Source organism: Streptomyces sp. NPDC002911, from assembly GCF_053591835.1.
In genome coordinates this window covers 156,923-172,388 of sequence record NZ_JBSFUO010000013.1, presented here as the reverse complement: position 1 = coordinate 172,388, position 15,466 = coordinate 156,923, and the positions used below count along the sequence as shown (strand labels likewise).

Here is a 15,466-nt window from a genome sequence, read left to right as displayed (position 1 = left end):
GGCGGGGGCGGCGCCGCGTTCGACGCCGCCCCCGCCCTCACCCGCGTCTACTGCCGGATGGCGACCAGGACGTAGCTGTTGCCCACCTGCCAGACCGGGCTGGCATGGCCGAAGCCCGCTTCGGTCAGCAGCTCGACGTGCCGGCCGAGCGTGACGGCGCAGTCGGCGTGGACGGAGCCCGGCTTAGGGCGCTCCGCACACAGCCCCATGAGTTCGGGCTCGTTCTCGACGGCGGACCACCACGTCTCCCAGTCCTCGTGATCGAAGGCGTGCCGGCGCTCGGCCCGGCGGACCCCGACGAACTCCGCGATCTCCGCGAACCCGGCCCCGTCCTGCGACAGATGGTCCGCGTTGATCAGTACGCCGCCGGGCCGCAGCAGCGCGGTCAGCTCCGCGTAGGTGCTCCGCAGCAGCCCTTCGGGGAGATAGTGGAGCGCGGTCGTGGACACGACCGCGTCGACAGGCCCCTGGAGCCCGAGGGCACTCGTCCAGCCCTCCTCGCCGATCACCGCCTCGACGTACCGCGCGGCGTCCGGATGGCGGGCGCGGGCGAGTGCCAGCAGCAACGGGTCCATGTCGACGGCGACGATCTCGGCCTGCGGCAGGCGCTCGATCAGCCGTGCGGGAAGCGAGCCGGGACCACACCCCAGATCCAGCACGCGAGGGCTCTCGTGACCGGCCGTCACGTGTTCCACGACATCCGCGACCACGGTGAAGCGTTCTTCCCGGTCGATCGCGTATCGCTGCTGCTGTTGTTCCCAGCGGTCCACCCACAGCTGGGCCGTCGACATGCTCACGCTCATCTTGTTGTACCACCTCTACGCGCTCGGTTCCGCTACGTGACCCCGAATCTACAGGTGAAAACGATTGTCATCCGCGCTGGCTCAGCTCGGCGAGTACCTGAAGTAACCGGTCTACCTCTTGCCGGGTGTTGTAGGCATGCAGACTGACCCGTACGGAGCTGCGGGTTTCGCCGGCCCGGCCTTGGCAGAGGCCATCCGCCCGCACCATGAAGCCGTGGCTGAAGAGGATGAAGCCAAGGTCGGTCGAATCGATGTCCCGGTGTCTGAACGTCACGATGCCGTGCCGCTGCTGCATCGAGGAGCCCTTAGCCAGGCTCAGTTGGCACCCCACCACGTCGTACGGCGGCAGCGTGCGCAGCCCGTCCGTCAACCGGGCGGCCAGCTCCACGGTCCACCGTTCGATCCGCTCCAGCCCGGCCCCGTCGAGCCAGTCCAGTGCGGCACCCAGGCTGGCGATGCCCACGGTGTTCGGTGTGCCGCTCCAGCCGCGCGGAGCGAAAGGGGCTCCGCGTACGCCACGGGACCAGACGGCTCCGGAGCCGGGCAGCGCCAGTGCCTTGTGCCCGGAGAATACGGCGAAGTCGACGTCCAGCACCCTCATGGAGACAGGTAGATGGCCGACGCTCTGGGCGGCGTCCATGCAGATCACCGCATCGGGTCCCACCGCCCGGCGGATCCGGTGCACGTTCATGTCCCCGCCGTAGACGTGGTGGACGTGGGTGACCGCCACGAACCGTGTGCGGGGGGAGACGAGCGCGGCGAGTTCCTCCGTGTCGTAGTCGCCGGAGGAGGTCTGGTAGGGCATCTCCCGTACGGTGACGCGGGTGCCCTGGCGGGCCAGTGACTCGACCGCCTCCAGCCAGGGCGACGTGTTCGCCTCGTGATCCGCGAAGGGCACGATGATCTCGTCCCCTTCACGGAGTTCATGGGCGAGCCAGTCCAGGGCCACCCGGCGCAGCCCTTCGGTGGCCCCACTGACGAAGTGCACCGCCGAGGTGCCCGGATCCGGGTCGTCGAGGAAAGTCTTGACCCGCCCTCTGGTCTCCTCGATCAGGCTGGTGGTCCGGTTGGCCCACGGATAGGTACCGCGCCCCGCGTTCGCGTTGGAGGTCGTCAGGTAATGCTGGACCGCGTCCAGGACCGCCTGCGGCTTCTGCGCGGTCGCGGCGCTGTCCAGATAGGCCTGACCGGGGTGACCCGACACGATCGGGAACTGCGCACGGAGGGCACTGCTCCAGGCGGCCAGGTCCTCCGTCCTCATGTCCGCCGCGTCGCTCGGCACGGGGGTCACTCCCGCACCAGCGGTGCGCCCGCGTCCCGCCAGGCGATGATGCCCCCGGCGAGGCTGCGCACATCCGGGTGCCCCATCCGGGTCAGGAGGGCCGCGTACTTCAGCGACTTCTCACCGACGGGGCACGCGAGCAGCACCGGCTGGGACTTGCTGAACGGCAGCCCTCCGCGTATGAGGTCCTCGAACAGTTCGTCAACGATGTTGATGGACCCGTCGATATGCAGGGCCGCATAGGCGTAGGGGCTGCGCATGTCCACGACGAGGGGCTTCTCCTCGGCCATCCATTTCTGGGCATCGGCGACTCCCACGGCGGCGGTGCCGCTCAGCTCCTCGGCAGACACGGAAGCAGCCGAGTTGTTCCGCGGCTGCTGCCCCAGGAGTTCGGGGCGGCGCTTCCTGATGTAACTCAGATAGCTCTCGACGCGGTCGCACACGATGAAGACGGCCGTCGCGGGTTCGGTGAGTTGCGGTCCTATGTCCCGAAGATGCCGGACTGCTCCGAAGTACGCCGCTCCACCGGTGGGTCCAGCCAGTATTCCGCACCGCCGGACAAGTGCCAGCATTCCGTCGATGGCCTCGGAGGAGGTGACCTTCTCGATGGCGTCATACGTGAGGGGATCGAAGATCCCGACTTCCTGTACCTCATCGATGTTCCTGATACCCGGAATGAAATCCGACTTGTCCGCGACGAGTCCGATCACGCCGACCTTCGGATTCCTGTCCCGCAACGCCCGCGCCACCCCGGTGGAGGAACCGGCCGTGCCGACGCCGGAGATGAACCAGTCCGGTGCCCGTCCGTCGAGGTCTGCCACGATCTCGGGCCCGGTGCCGGTCTCATGGGCCTCCGGGTTGCGTGCGTTGTAGTACTGATCGGTGTGGAGGTAGGTGCTCCCCGGTTCGCTGAGGCTGCGGTGGAAAAGGGTGAGGGGGTCCTCCGAGTTCGTGGGATCGAGGCACTCGGTCTGCCCCGGCAGTTCCTCGATCTCGGCCCCCAGCAGAAGGAGCATCTCCTTGATCTCCGGAATCTTCATGCGGTTGGTGACGCTCTTGAATCCGATTCCGTGCATCCCGGCTATGGCGGCAAGGGCTTTGGCTGTGTTTCCGCTGGACAACTCGACGATCTGACTACCCTGAAGGACTGCCGAGGAGAGTCCTGGCTGGACCATGTTCCAGGCTGCCCGGTCCTTCAGCGAACCGAAAGGATTGCAGAACTCGAGCTTCGCGTAGAGGTCGATGTTCTGCAGACCATGGACATGAGGGTCGATACGCACCAAGGGCGTGTTGCCGACAGTTTCGATGATGCTGTCATACCTCATGCGCGTCCCTTGCAGAATGTATGGGCCAGTACTGATCGTCGAGACGCCACTCCCAGCCGTCGGAGCCTCGGTAAGCCGCGACTTTGCGGGCGAGTGGGCGTTGCTGGGCGTGATGGGCCTTGAAATCCATGCAGTATCCGGCTGTGTTGGGGAACGCCAGAAGGTCACCCCTGGCCGGCAGGCGGGGGAGGAAGACCAGCCTGCGCGTGATGAGATCGGACTCGAGGCACAGGTTCCCGTGGAGGTGGACCCCGAAGGACTCCGCGGAACTCTCCGTCGCCGTCGACGGCTTGTCGCGGTGGAGGACGATCGGATCCATGAGGATGCCGTGCTCCTCGAGAGCACAGTCGTCGGCGTTCATCGCCAGGCGTATCGAGTGGGTTCCGTCCGTCTCGAGACGCGTCTCCAGCACACGTGCCAAGGTCAGTCCGCATTGGTCCAGCAGGGCCCGGCCCGGCTCGACGCACAGGTCGTACAGGTTCTCCAGCAGCAGCGTCGCCAGCGGGCGGCCGAGCGTGGGGGCGGGACTGCGCAGCAGCTCGTCCAGGTAGTCGGCCCCGGCGACCGGGCGATAGGAAGGGTACAGCTCCAGGCTGCCGCGGAGGGTTCCCCCTTCGCTGCTCAGCCCGTACGAGTGATTGCGCCAGGCCAAAGCCTCGCGCCGGCCCATGGCCGCCAGGGTCAGCTGGCTGGTGTAGCGCTCCCACTGCGCCCCGTCGGCGAGATAGCTGACCCCGAATCCGCCGCCGATGTCGATCACCCGCGGCCGCATTCCCCGGGCCCGGCACTCGTCCATGGCCCGTACGCAGCCCTCCAGCGCGAGGGCCTTCTCCTCGAGGCTGATGGTGTCGAGGTGGTAGGAGACCCCGATGACCTCCACGGCCCCGTGGTGCCGCTCGCAGGCATCCAGCAAGCCGGCCAGCTCCGATGTGGGAAAGCCGAATCGGCTGCGGCGGCTCAGGACCTTCACCGCGGTGCCTGAGAAGTCCGACAGCCTCAGCAGGACCCGCACCCGTGGCAGCTCGTGGCGACGCACGAGCGCGGCGAGTGCTTCCAGTTCGGCGTGGCCCTCGATGTTCACCGTGACGCCGGTGCGTGCGGCCAGCCAGAGGAACTCCGGTTCCTTCGGCCCGGTCGCACCGATGCGGCCCGGGGTGAACCCGCAGGCCAGCGCGTGTTGCAGTTCGCCGAGCGAGGCGACATCCATGGCCGCGCCGGTGGTCGTCAGCCGGCGGACCAGCGCGCTCGACCTGTTGGCCTTGTGGGCGAAGCAGATCTCCCCTTCCAGATGGTGGCGGCGGTACACGGACCGGAACCGTGCGACGTTCTCGGCGATCCGGTCCGGAAGCACCACATTGAGGGGCGACCCCAGCCCGTCCACGAGGCTGTGCAGGAAACGGGAGGAGGTCAGTAGGGACGTGAGGGGCGGTTCGAGTTTCGGGTCCAGGGACAAGGGGTCAGCCAACAGCGGCACTCGCCTCTCAGAGGGGGAGCGGCAGCTCGACTGTCGTGGGCACAGGTCGGCGCCGCCGCAGATGATGGGGCAGTTCATCGGGATGATTGTCGTATCCATGATGTCCAGGCCGAGCGGCCTCTATGCCTGCTTCATGTATGAACGTGAGCAGCGACAGGCGCCGGTGGGGGACTCCCGCACCGGCGCCTGTCGTATGCGCGCTTGTCACCCGATCAGCCGATACCGACGGGCGCGGCGGCAGTGATGGGTCAGTGGTCGTCCCAGTGCCCGTCGCGCGAGGCGTGCCGATGCCCGTCATGGACGTAATCGACGTGGTCGTTGTGCGGGATCGCCACGTGGCCGCACCCCGGGACGTGCCGGTGCGCGTGCGCGAGGTGGGGGTGGTGCGCCGTGGTCGTGGACATCTCGCCGGCTCCTTCGTCGGTTCGCTGCCGGAGAGACACCGGACCCGCCCGCCGGAGAAGTCCGGCAGACATGTCCGGCCTATCTCGCAGCGTAAGCCTGGCCGGGCGGGCGGACACCTCCGGGCGCGCTGCCGGGTCGCCGGCCTGTTACCCGGGGCTTTCGCGCGTCACCCCGGCAGTTCAGCGACGGCTGCCCCGGGCCGTGGATCACTTGCCGGAGCCGGTGTACGGCAGCAGCGCCATCTCGCGTGCGTTCTTGATCGCTGCGGTGACCTGTCGCTGCTGCTGGGCGCTGATGCGGGTGACCCTGCGGCTGCGGATCTTGCCCCGGTCGGAGATGAACTTCCGCAGCAGATCGGTGTCCTTGTAGTCGATGTGCGTGATTTTCGCCGCGTCGAGCGGGTTCGGGCGGTCCTTGGCGGGCTTACGGGGTTCCTGGCGTCGGGCCATGGTTCTTCCCTTGCAGAGCTGAGTGAGGGCGTGCGCGAGGTGGTCAGTGGATCGGGGGGAGGAGCGCGTCGAACGCGGCAGGCAGGGCCCTCCATGCCGCGCGGCCCGCCGCATACTCGTCGTCGGTCAGCAGGCAGGAATCGAGCAGGGCGGTCAGTCCGTCCCGGTCGAGTCCGGGAGAGATGAAGACCAGGTGCTGGCAGCAGTCGCCATGCTCGGGATGCCAGTCCAGTGCGGCGGCCGCCCGCCGGACCGGCGCAATCATGTCCCAGGCGGCGTCCGGCAGGGACGCGAGCCAGGGGCCGTTGTTCTCGACACAGAGCGCGCCGCCCGCCGCGTCCCAGGACAGGAGGGTGTCGGGGCGGTCTGCGAGCCAGAACCGGCCCCGGCTGCGGGCGGCCGCGCAACTCAGGTCCTCCAGCGCGTCGTAGAGGCGCTCGGGATGGAACGGGCGGTGCTTGCGCCACACGAGAGTGCTGACGCCGGCCTCCTCGGCCTCCTGGGGAAGCAGGGCGCAGGCCGGATGCTGGCCGGCGCCGGCCGCTTCCACGTCGAACCCCGCGAGTGCCAGCCTCGTCAGCTCCTGCGAACCGGCTGCGGCCTGAGGCGCGGTCGGGTGCAGTTGGCCGATCAGTGCCCGGTCCTCCTCGTCCGCCCGGCCGTCGTCGACGAGGGCGACCGCCGACGCGTACTCCAACTGCCGGGCCCACGTGTCGCCGACGGTCCGCTGGTCGGTGGCCGCGGCTGCCAGTCCCGCCTCGGCGAGGTCGTCGCCGTTGACGAGACAGGGCAGGACGAGGGCGGGATCGACGGCGGTGATCACACCGGTCACCTCGAGCAGGCCCTCACCGTGTGCGGCGATGACTTCGGCCATCGCCCTGGGCTCGACGGAGTCCCACAGCTCGACGACGGCCATCCTGGTCACTCCGTCGGCCGCCAGGCGCTCCAGCTCCGGCATCAGGTCCTCGCGCAGGGCGCAGCAGGCGCAGTCGTTCACCAGGGGGGCCTCGCCGCTCGAGAGCGTCCCGGAGGTGTCGCGCACGGTTCGGTGCACCGTGCCCTTCTCCGCTGTCGCGAGGTCGTGGTGCAGCGCGACGCTGTGAGGCACGTCTCTCAGCAGCCCCTCCACGACCTCGTGGCGTGCGTCCGAGTGCAGCCCGCTGACGATGACGACGGGGAGCGTGAGCTTGTCCTGCATCACCGGCCCTCACGGCGGCCGTAGCGCCGCTCGAAGCGCTCGACGCGTCCTGCGGTGTCCAGGACACGGGCGGTCCCTGTGTAGAAGGGGTGGCTCGCGGAGGAGATCTCCACGTCGACGACCGGGTATGTGTTGCCGTCCTCCCACTCGACGGTCCGGTCGCTGGTCAGGGTGGAGCGGGTCAGGAAGGCGAAGGCGGCGGCCTTGTCGCGGAAGACGACGGGGCCGTAGGCAGGGTGGATTCCGGGCTTCATAGCGGTGTCCTAGGAGTCGGGAGGGGGAGCGGTGGGCTTGTGGTGTCAGCGTTCTTCGCGGAAGTCGACGTGGCGGCGGACGAGCGGGTCGAACTTCCGCAGCACCAGCCGGTCGGGGTCGTTCCGCCGGTTCTTGCGGGTGACGTAGGTGTAGCCCGTTCCCGCGGTGGAGCGGAGCTTGATGATCGGGCGTAGTTCGTTGCGAGCCATGCCGCTAGTATATGACAATGGTTTCCATGTTCAACATGGGGGCCGACCCAATGAGAGGCAGGTAACTTCGTGTCCGCACACTGCCAACTGACCGGTGCACAGCCGGGCTTCGGCAACAAGATCTCCCACTCGCACCGGCGCACGTCGCGCCGGTTCGACCCGAACATCCAGCGCAAGCGCTACTGGCTGCCCAGCGAAGGCCGGCATGTACGTCTGGTGCTGAGCGCCAGGGCGATCAAGGTGATCGACACCATCGGCATCGAGGCAGCGGTCGCCCGCATCCGGGCGCGGGGGGTGAAGGTCTGATGGCCAAGCAGAGCAAGATCGCGCAGAACGAGAAGCGCAAGGCGACCGTCGAGCGGTACGCCGCGCGGCGTGCGGAGTTGAAGGAGATCATCCGCAGGCGCGGCACCCCGGAGGGCGAGCGGGTCGCGGCCGTCGAGGAACTGCGCCGCCAGCCGCGCAACGCCAGCGCGACCCGGGTGCGTAACAGGGACAGCGTGGACGGCCGTCCACGCGGCCACCTGCGGAAGTTCGGGCTGTCCCGGGTCCGGATGCGTGAACAGGCACACGCCGGCTTCCTTCCCGGAGTTACCAAGTCCTCCTGGTGACACCCCAGTGTCCACGACGGGTGGTGTGCGGCCTTCGGGCCGTGACACCACCCGTCGGCGTTTTCCCGGCCGTCGGGCACGCCGCCGCGTGGGGGTCTCGCAGGACAGCACGAGGAGCGCGCTCCCGCCCGGCGGGAACGCGCTCCTCGTCTGGGGGAGAAGGTCAGTGCTGCTTGACGCCGCTCAGCTCGTTGGGGGCCTTCGGCAGTTCCGTCGAGGCCAGCTGCTTGCCCGACTCGACGTCGATGGCCAGCAGCTTCTTGCTCGACGGGTCCGAGACGTACGCGGTGTGGTCGCGCACGAACAGCGCCGGGCGAGGCTGCTGCCAGTCCAGCGGCTCCTGCCACGATCCGAGGGCGGAGATCTTCTTGGTCACCTTGCCTGTGGTCGGGTCGATGACGTGGATCTTGCCGTCCGTGCCCAAAACGAGCGCCTCACCGTGCGGACCGCGTGCCAGCGAACGGAAGGTGTAGCTCGTACCGATGTCGACGAGCCGCAACTTGCCGGTCTCGGTGTCGATGAGCGACACCTGCTCCGGGCGTTCCAGCTCGGCGTCCTTGTCCTTCTTGTAGTCCCCGAGGACGACGGGCGACTCGTCGGAGCCGGCCTGGTTGCCGATCCGGCCGTACTCCGTGGGGCTCTTCACCTTCTTGATGACGCCGTCCTTGTAGATCAGGACGCCGTCCTGACAGCCGATGACGACCGCCTCGCCCTGCGCGGCCGCCTCCCCGTGGACGCCGGGGCAGTCCTCGCTGCGGGTGATCTCCTTGCGGTCCTTGTCCAGTACGGCGATGCCGACCCCCTTCTCCTCCGTGCCGAGGGTGGTCACCAGTGTGCCGTCGGCGAGCTGGATGGCGACACCATGGTGCGGGGCGGCGGAGGTGTACGTCTCGGCCTTCGGCTTCGTGTCACCGAGATCCTTCGGGTCGAGGACCGTGACGACTCCGGTGCCGTCGGCGAAAAGGATGGTTTTGCCCGCGTGACGGACGACGTGGCCAGGCTTGCTGCCTTCGAACTCGACGTCGGTGAGCTTGCGTCCCGCGGCGTCCAGCACCTGGAATCCGGTCGAGGTGGAGACCATCACATGGCGGTCGTTGCCTGCGGGGTTGACCCGATTGAAGCCCTCCAGCGGTATGTCCTCGGCGAGCTTCAGCGTCTTCCCGTCCAGTACGTACAAGCCACCGTCGTACGTGGTGACGATCGGGTCCGCGACCTGGGCGGCCGGTGAACCCGAAGCCTTGTCCGTCGACTTGGCGGCAGGCTCCTTGTTGTCGGCCCCGCAGGCGGTGAGCGCGACGGAAGCCGCGAGAAGGGTGGCGACGGCAGCCGAAGTCCTCGGGCGTGCTACATGCTTCATTACGTGTCTTTCCTCTCCAGGGCTGTCACCCATGACCGGCGACAGCGTGGCTATTCGGTGCCCAGTCCGGTGGATATGGACCGGGTGTTGGCGCGCATCATTTCCAGGTAGGTGGCCGCTCCCTTTCCCTTCTCGGTGAGGGATTCGGAGAACAGCGGCACGACGTCGACCTCGATGTCGCTCTCGCGCTTCAGTACCTGGGCCAGTCGGTCGGGTTGCGACGAGTCCGCGAAGATCGCCTTGACGCCCGCCGTCTCGATCGCGGTCGACAGGGACTTGAGGTCCGAGGCGCTCGGCGACGCGAGGGTGGTCCCGCTCGGGATCACCGCGCCGACGACCTGGAATCCGAAACGCTGGGCCAGATACCCGAAGACATGGTGGTTGGTCACCAACTTGCGCTGATCGGAGGGAATGTCGTCGAACTGCTTCCGCATCCACGTGGTCAGTTCGGTGACCTGCGTTCCATAAGCGGACGCGTTCTTCCCGACGACCGCCTTGTCGACGCTCCTCACGTGCTCGGTGACCTGATCCGCGATGAGCCCGACGGCCTTGCGGACCCGCTCGGGGTCGGTCCAGAAGTGCGGGTCGGGCTCGTCGGCGGACTCCCCCGCCGTATAGGTGAGCGGATCCACGGCGTCCCCGACCGCGAGGGTGGAGACGCCGGCCTCCTCGGCGGCCTCCACATGGCGCAGGACGTTCTCCTCCAGGCCGAGACCGTTGTAGACGACCAGATCGGCCTGCTCGATGGAGGCCGCCTGCGGAGCCGAGACCCCGAAGGAGTGCGGATCGGCGCCGGCCTGCATCAGTACGGTCACTTCGGCCTCGTCGCCGACGATGTTGCGGGTGATGTCACCGAGGATGTTCGTGGTGACGACCACCGAGGGGCGGCCCTGCTCGCTCCCCGCGCAGCCGCTCGCCCCCAGGAGCAGAACTCCGGCCAGGGAGGCGAGAAGGAGACGCGCAGGCATCCGGTGCCTGTGCCCGGTCGGGGAATCGATGCTCATCGGCCGGTCTCCACCATGTACGTCGGGGCGAATTCGAGAGGGAAGGTCCGGGCGAGCCTGAGCCGGTCGTTGTAGTCGATCTCGTAGACCTTCCGTGCCGCCGCGTCGTTGACGTACGCGCGGGTGGTGTCGACCTCGATGGCGGCGGCGGACCCGGCCCCCGTCGGGAGGAGTTTTTTACGGGCGAGGCTCTTCCCGGTGGTGATGTCGTAGGCGGTGAGCACACCGTCCTTGCCGAGCGCGAGCAGCGGGGAACCTTCTCCGGCGGTGTTGGCCGCCACGACCGGGCCGCTTTCGATGCGCGTCCAGGTGCGGTCGGTGACATCGAGGACCCATACGGCGTCATTGCCGGACCTGGCCGCGAGCGTGGCGCTGCCCGACCGGTGACGGAAGTCGACCGCCCGTTCCGAGGCCTTCACCGCCGTGCCGTACCCAATCTTCTCGGCGTCGAACGTGCCCTTGTCCTCGGTGACCAGCAGCGCGCCGTCGGCACATCCGAAGACCACACCCCGGCGGGTCACGGCCTCACCGCGTACCTGCGCACACGGCTCCTCCAACGTGTCGACACGCGTCCCCTTCCGGTCGAGGACCTCGACGGTGTCCTTCTCGGCACCCGCCCCTGTGGCCAGCAGATGTTCCTTGTAGGGGACGACCGCCCCGCTGCCCGCACCGGTCAGCGCGCTGCCCCGGGGAACGGTGCCGTCCTCGAGCTTCTTGCGGTCGAGCAGGTGCGTGCCGCCCTTCGAGGCAGACACCGCGGTGACGGCTTGGTCGCTGTGGATGTGGGCGGCGGTCGACCCCGCGATGGGTCCGACGTCGCGAATGGCGGCGCGGTAGTAGTGGACGTGGTCGCCGTGTTCCACCGTCCAGGCGCCGCTGTCGACGATGTGGGTGCCGTCGGCGGTGTTCAGGTAGGCGAACCGGCCGTCGGTGCGCAGACCCTGTACGTCGTCACCGCCTTTGAGCGAGGTGATGTCCTCGGTGATCAGGTCCAGGACCTTGACCGCCCCCGTGCCCGCGTCGGCGAGAACGAGCCGGGACTGCTGCTCGGAGGCCTCCTCGGCTCCCTCGACGTACCCGTGGGGTTTCGCCGAGGCCGAGGCCTTCGATGGAGCCTTCGCGTCGCTGGCGCTCTGGCAGCCCACGAGGAGTCCGGCACCGGCGAGGGCGGCGCAGGAGAGTGCTGTGGCAGTTCGGATCTTTCTGGGTGTCATGACGGATGTCCGTATTCCATGTGCGGGCGCTCGGGCGCGGAGGTGGGGAGAGCCGAGGCGGCGGGAGGGGATGTCGGGGGAGCGGACCGCGCCCACCGGTTGCGGAGGCCGGAGGCGGCGGTGGAGAGCAGGAACTGGACCACTGCCGTCGCCGCGATGCTCGCCCCGGCAGCCGTGTGAAGGTGCCACGAGAGCAGCAGACCGATGAACGTCGCGCTCGCTCCCAGGCAGGCGGCGCCGATCATGATCACCGGGATGCGCCGAGCCCACGGCAGTACGGCTGCGGGCGGCGCGATCAGCAGGCCGAAGACCAGCAGAGTCCCCACCACGTGGAACGACGCGACGATGGCCAGCGTGAGTAGGGCCAGCAGAGCCACATGTGCGAGGTGCGGCCGGAGCCCCAGGGTGTGTGCCTTGCGCTCGTCGAAGGCCAGCGCGACGAACGGCCGGTATCCGAGTACGGAGATCATCAGCGCGATGACCAGCGCGCCTCCGAGGTAGGCCAGGTCGGCCGAACGCACGGCGAGTACATCGCCGAAGAGGAAGCCGGTCAGGTCGACCGCGAACGACTGCGAACGCGACACGATGATCACGCCCAGCGACAGCATCCCCACGAAGAGCAGGCCGATGCTGGTGTCCTGCGACAGTCGGGGTGACCGGCCGACGACGCTGACACCGAGGGCCATGACGGCCGCACTCACGGCCGCGCCGATCAGCAGATTGCCTCCCAGCAGCGAGGCGAGCGCGATTCCGGGGAGCATGCCGTGCGACATCGCGTCTCCGAAGAACGCCATCCCGCGCAGAACGACCCACGTACCGGCCAGCGCACAGATCAGCGACACGAGTATGCCGCCCCACAGGGCCCGTTGGACAAAGGTCACCTCGAAGGGGCCCATCAACCATTCCATGCGACAGGACACTACAATGAAAACGATTATCACTACAATCAGGTGCGGCGGAAAGAGGCTCGGGAGATGCAGCGGCAGGTAGGACTCGACGGCGTGTCGGCCGGTTATGCGAACCGTGCGGTACTGAATCAACTCACGCTGGGGATACCGGCGTTCACGACCACTGCCGTGGTCGGGCCGAACGGCTCGGGCAAGTCCACGCTGCTCGGTGTGATCGCGGGAGTGATCCAGGTGACAGCCGGTGAGGTGGAGCATCGAACCGGCAGGCGTGCGGCGTTCGTGACGCAGCGCAGCAGGGCGGCCGATGTGCTGCCACTGACCGTGCGGGACACCGTGGCGATGGGGAGGTGGGGGCGTCGCGGGCTGTGGCGGCGGCTGTCGCAGCGGGACCGGGACGTCGTGGAGGCGAGCATGAGCCGGCTCGGCATCAGCTCCCTCGCTCACCGTCAACTGGGGGAGCTGTCGGGCGGTCAGCGTCAGCGCGCCCTCGTTGCACAAGGGTTGGCGCAGGAGGCGGATCTGCTCGTACTCGATGAGCCCACCACCGGCCTCGATGCGACGGCTCAGCGGCTCATCGCCGATGTGCTGGCCGAGGTGACGGAGGAGGGGGTGACGGTCGTGCAGGCGACCCACGACCTGGAGGTGGCCAGGTCCGCGGGTCACGTCCTGCTCCTCCAGGAGGGGCGGCTGTGGGGGGAGGGGGATCCACGGGGGGTGCTGACCGGCGATGCGATCGACGAGATCTGGCAACTGCCCCGGCGGGTGTGAGTGCGGGAGTGAATGTTCGCGCCGCCCACGCCTGTTGGCCGGAGCGACGACTGTTGAACATGATTACCATCGTGGTTAGGGTGGGCGGTGGTCCGGCCATCTGGGCCCCGATCGAGTGCCGGTGGTCCCGTTGGAGCCGCAGGCACCTTCCTCGAACCACTACCCGGTTTCTCCTCGTCGGCACCGGTCCGTGTGGGGTCGGCGGCGGTCCGTGCGGGATCGGCGCGGGAGGGCTCGCAAGTCCGGTAGCAGCATTCACCCGCGCGGAAGGAGGCGACGATGGCCACCGCCTCGTCGGCTGCCGCCCCCGATCGACCCCGACGCCGCCACGCGGCGGACAGGAGACCCGAAGTGCTGTCCGCCCTTCGGGAGTACGGTGGGCTGCCTGCGGAGCTCGTCCACCTCGGGTTCTCGCTCGGCGTCCTGCCGGCGCAGAAGTTGGCCCAGACCCGCTCCGGTGGTTCCGTCCGTAATCGGACCGGCTGGTGCCGTCGTCGTCGCGGAGCGTCAGGCAGAGCCGTCCGTCGACCTCCGGTAGGGCTCGGCTCCGCGCGGTTGAACGCGGCGTCATTCGACTCGAGCGCCACCAGGCCGTGTGGATCGCGTTCACGATCTCTGGTCCGGATCGAGCGGCACCGGGAGGACATCCTGCGGATCACCGGTTCCCTCCACACCGGCGCCGTCCGCGTCTACGACGTGATCCGTATTCTGTCCCGTGACCGTCGGCGACCCCACTGGGGATCGCGATCGCGCAGTTCTGCCAGCGCTACCAGGACGGCATGGAGGACCAGCTCAGCACCCTCCGCCTGGTCCTCAACGCGACACCCGGTACATGGACGCCGTCACCTAGCTCCGCTCGCACGGCTTCAGCGTCCGCGACGAGGATATGGCTGGCCTCTCATTCGTCCAGCAACAACCAGTGAGTCTTCTTGTCAGACCCAACGGATAGCGTCACCGCTGAGGTCACGCCCCCGGACTGGACAGCCCGATGCACCGCCGAACTCACGCACGGAGAGAATCCATGAAGAGCCTTCCGCAGACGGACACCACCCTGCTGATCCGCACCGACTATTCCGACCAGGCGGCTTGGCAAGCACTACGCACGGCAGTCGCAACGCCGAACAAGGACAACTTCCTCGCGAATGTTCACATAGTGGACGATCCTGCCTACAGTGAGCTGACGACCGAACAGGTCATTGCGCTAGCCCCCACCAGGGACTTGCTGATCGTGGCCGACAAGACCGCCCTCATCACGCCGGAGATGCCGCTGCTCGCTGTCCTGCCCGAGGATGACGACGAGACGGAGTGCGAGGACGACGAGGAGGATGAGGACGACGAGGAGCAGGATCACGGCCAACTGCGAGTCATAGCCGAAGAACTGTGGTCGATCGAGAACAACATCTACCTCGGCAACATGGACTGGGCGAATTTCGTCAACGCCGCGAATGACGACGGCGTCTTCCGGGGCTTCTGACCTTGGGGCGACAGGCGTTTGCGACGGCCCACGAACCCAGCGCACATCCAGATCATCCGTTGCACACCAGAGGCTCTCCGCCCCGGACCCGGCCTTGGCCGGGCCCAGACTGCACGCGACGACCTTCAACTCGGCCCCACGGCTAGGCCATCACCGCGCAGCCGGCCCTTAAGAACACGGTGGTCCGGTCCGAAACCGGACAGGGCAAGGCCACCGACCACCTGACAAGTGTCCGCTCTCGCCATGAGCCAATTCCGTGACGGGCCAACGCGATGCACGCGCGACGCGTACGCGACGTCCGGTCTACAGGCAGGCAGAGGGCGGTTCGTAAGGTGATGGCTGTTTCCTGGTGAAGAAGTCGGTGCAGGGCTGCTGATCGTGGGGCTTCGGGTTGCTACTGCTTCCTGGTGAAGCTGCCGTCGTCGGCTTCGCTGAGGATGTCGAGTGTGACGAGGGCTTCAGCTCGGCGCGGGTGCCTTCGGATGTTCTTCGGCAGTTGTTCGTGGCCGAGGACTTCGCAGACTTCACAGGTCCGGAGGGGGCGGGTGGTCTCGTTGAAGACGGTGAGGATGCGGGGGTAGTCAGGGTGCTCGGGCCGGTCAGCGAGCGCGGTGACGGTCTTCCGGATGATTGCGAGGTGTTCGAGATGAGTCCCGGCCTCCCGCAGCCGGTTCTGCAGCAAACGTATCCGAGGTGGCCGGTGCTCTCGATGGTCCCTACGGCCTTGCCG

The 15,466-nt window shown here is 67.9% G+C and carries 18 protein-coding genes and 1 pseudogene; 5 read left to right on the top strand and 14 right to left on the bottom strand.

The annotated features are described in order from the left end of the window. Positions 1-47 precede the first annotated feature (47 nt). From ACWD04_RS21445 to rpmG, 9 genes are all read right to left on the bottom strand, one after another. Entirely contained in the window at positions 48-803 is a 756-nt protein-coding gene (locus ACWD04_RS21445) for a class I SAM-dependent methyltransferase (RefSeq protein ID WP_451134172.1), read from the bottom strand. Positions 804-870: 67 nt separating this feature from the next. Further along, positions 871-2,064, bottom strand: a complete 1,194-nt coding sequence (locus ACWD04_RS21440) for an aminotransferase class V-fold PLP-dependent enzyme (RefSeq protein WP_451134228.1) — start codon at positions 2,062-2,064, stop codon at positions 871-873. A gap of 26 nt (positions 2,065-2,090) precedes the next feature. Beyond that, positions 2,091-3,410 (bottom strand): pyridoxal-phosphate dependent enzyme, encoded by a 1,320-nt coding sequence (locus tag ACWD04_RS21435; protein ID WP_451134170.1) that lies wholly within the window; start codon positions 3,408-3,410, stop codon positions 2,091-2,093. Next, positions 3,400-4,875 carry a Y4yA family PLP-dependent enzyme gene (locus ACWD04_RS21430; protein WP_451134168.1) on the bottom strand — a complete coding sequence of 492 codons (1,476 nt, stop codon included), beginning with the start codon at positions 4,873-4,875 and terminating at the stop codon, positions 3,400-3,402. Before ACWD04_RS21430 ends, ACWD04_RS21435 begins: the two co-directional genes overlap by 11 nt. Positions 4,876-5,132: 257 nt before the next feature. Beyond that, positions 5,133-5,288 (bottom strand): hypothetical protein, encoded by a 156-nt coding sequence (locus tag ACWD04_RS21425; RefSeq protein WP_451134166.1) that lies wholly within the window; start codon positions 5,286-5,288, stop codon positions 5,133-5,135. A 207-nt stretch (positions 5,289-5,495) separates the two neighbouring features. Next, positions 5,496-5,738, bottom strand: a complete 243-nt coding sequence (gene rpsR, locus ACWD04_RS21420; RefSeq protein WP_451134164.1) for a 30S ribosomal protein S18 — start codon at positions 5,736-5,738, stop codon at positions 5,496-5,498. A 43-nt stretch (positions 5,739-5,781) separates the two neighbouring features. Beyond that, entirely contained in the window at positions 5,782-6,936 is a 1,155-nt protein-coding gene (locus ACWD04_RS21415) for a CobW family GTP-binding protein (RefSeq protein ID WP_451134162.1), read from the bottom strand. Next, positions 6,936-7,190 carry a type B 50S ribosomal protein L31 gene (locus tag ACWD04_RS21410; RefSeq protein ID WP_451134160.1) on the bottom strand — a complete coding sequence of 85 codons (255 nt, stop codon included), beginning with the start codon at positions 7,188-7,190 and terminating at the stop codon, positions 6,936-6,938. The genes ACWD04_RS21415 and ACWD04_RS21410 overlap by 1 nt, the downstream gene beginning before the upstream one ends. Before the next feature lie 45 nt (positions 7,191-7,235). Next, positions 7,236-7,400, bottom strand: coding sequence for a 50S ribosomal protein L33 (gene rpmG / locus ACWD04_RS21405; RefSeq protein WP_033303001.1), 165 nt, complete (start codon positions 7,398-7,400; stop codon positions 7,236-7,238). 69 nt (positions 7,401-7,469) lie between these two features. On the opposite strand from rpmG, the gene rpmB reads away from it, so the two are divergent. After that, the gene (gene rpmB, locus ACWD04_RS21400) at positions 7,470-7,706 is read left to right on the top strand and encodes a 50S ribosomal protein L28 (RefSeq protein ID WP_359465241.1); all 237 of its coding nucleotides are present in this window, start codon (positions 7,470-7,472) and stop codon (positions 7,704-7,706) included. Then, positions 7,706-8,011 (top strand): 30S ribosomal protein S14, encoded by a 306-nt coding sequence (gene rpsN, locus ACWD04_RS21395; RefSeq protein ID WP_451134157.1) that lies wholly within the window; start codon positions 7,706-7,708, stop codon positions 8,009-8,011. Before rpmB ends, rpsN begins: the two co-directional genes overlap by 1 nt. Before the next feature lie 163 nt (positions 8,012-8,174). Here rpsN and aztD read toward each other — a convergent pair whose 3' ends face one another. The 4 genes from aztD to aztB are packed head-to-tail and all read right to left on the bottom strand — an operon-like array spanning position 8,175 to position 12,494. Continuing rightward, a complete protein-coding gene (gene aztD, locus ACWD04_RS21390) occupies positions 8,175-9,368 on the bottom strand; it encodes a zinc metallochaperone AztD (RefSeq protein ID WP_451134155.1) in 1,194 nt (397 codons plus the stop codon). Positions 9,369-9,418: 50 nt separating this feature from the next. Then, positions 9,419-10,372, bottom strand: a complete 954-nt coding sequence (gene aztC / locus ACWD04_RS21385) for a zinc ABC transporter substrate-binding protein AztC (protein WP_451134153.1) — start codon at positions 10,370-10,372, stop codon at positions 9,419-9,421. Continuing rightward, positions 10,369-11,586: a hypothetical protein gene (locus ACWD04_RS21380; protein WP_451134151.1), complete on the bottom strand. Its 1,218-nt coding sequence runs from the start codon at positions 11,584-11,586 to the stop codon at positions 10,369-10,371. Before ACWD04_RS21380 ends, aztC begins: the two co-directional genes overlap by 4 nt. Beyond that, on the bottom strand, positions 11,583-12,494 hold the full coding sequence (aztB, locus tag ACWD04_RS21375) for a zinc ABC transporter permease AztB (RefSeq protein ID WP_451134149.1): 912 nt from the start codon (positions 12,492-12,494) through the stop codon (positions 11,583-11,585). The genes ACWD04_RS21380 and aztB overlap by 4 nt, the downstream gene beginning before the upstream one ends. 66 nt (positions 12,495-12,560) lie before the next feature. On the opposite strand from aztB, the gene aztA reads away from it, so the two are divergent. From aztA to ACWD04_RS21360, 3 genes and pseudogenes are all read left to right on the top strand, one after another. Beyond that, a complete protein-coding gene (aztA, locus tag ACWD04_RS21370; RefSeq protein ID WP_451134147.1) occupies positions 12,561-13,262 on the top strand; it encodes a zinc ABC transporter ATP-binding protein AztA in 702 nt (233 codons plus the stop codon). Positions 13,263-13,877: 615 nt separating this feature from the next. Beyond that, positions 13,878-14,199 (top strand): annotated as a pseudogene (locus ACWD04_RS21365) (Tn3 family transposase); the annotation flags it as partial. Positions 14,200-14,283: 84 nt separating this feature from the next. Then, complete coding sequence (locus ACWD04_RS21360) at positions 14,284-14,736, top strand: DUF6924 domain-containing protein (RefSeq protein ID WP_451134145.1); 453 nt, start codon at positions 14,284-14,286, stop codon at positions 14,734-14,736. Positions 14,737-15,130: 394 nt separating this feature from the next. Here ACWD04_RS21360 and ACWD04_RS21355 read toward each other — a convergent pair whose 3' ends face one another. Continuing rightward, on the bottom strand, positions 15,131-15,418 hold the full coding sequence (locus ACWD04_RS21355) for a hypothetical protein (protein WP_451134143.1): 288 nt from the start codon (positions 15,416-15,418) through the stop codon (positions 15,131-15,133). Positions 15,419-15,466 lie beyond the last annotated feature (48 nt).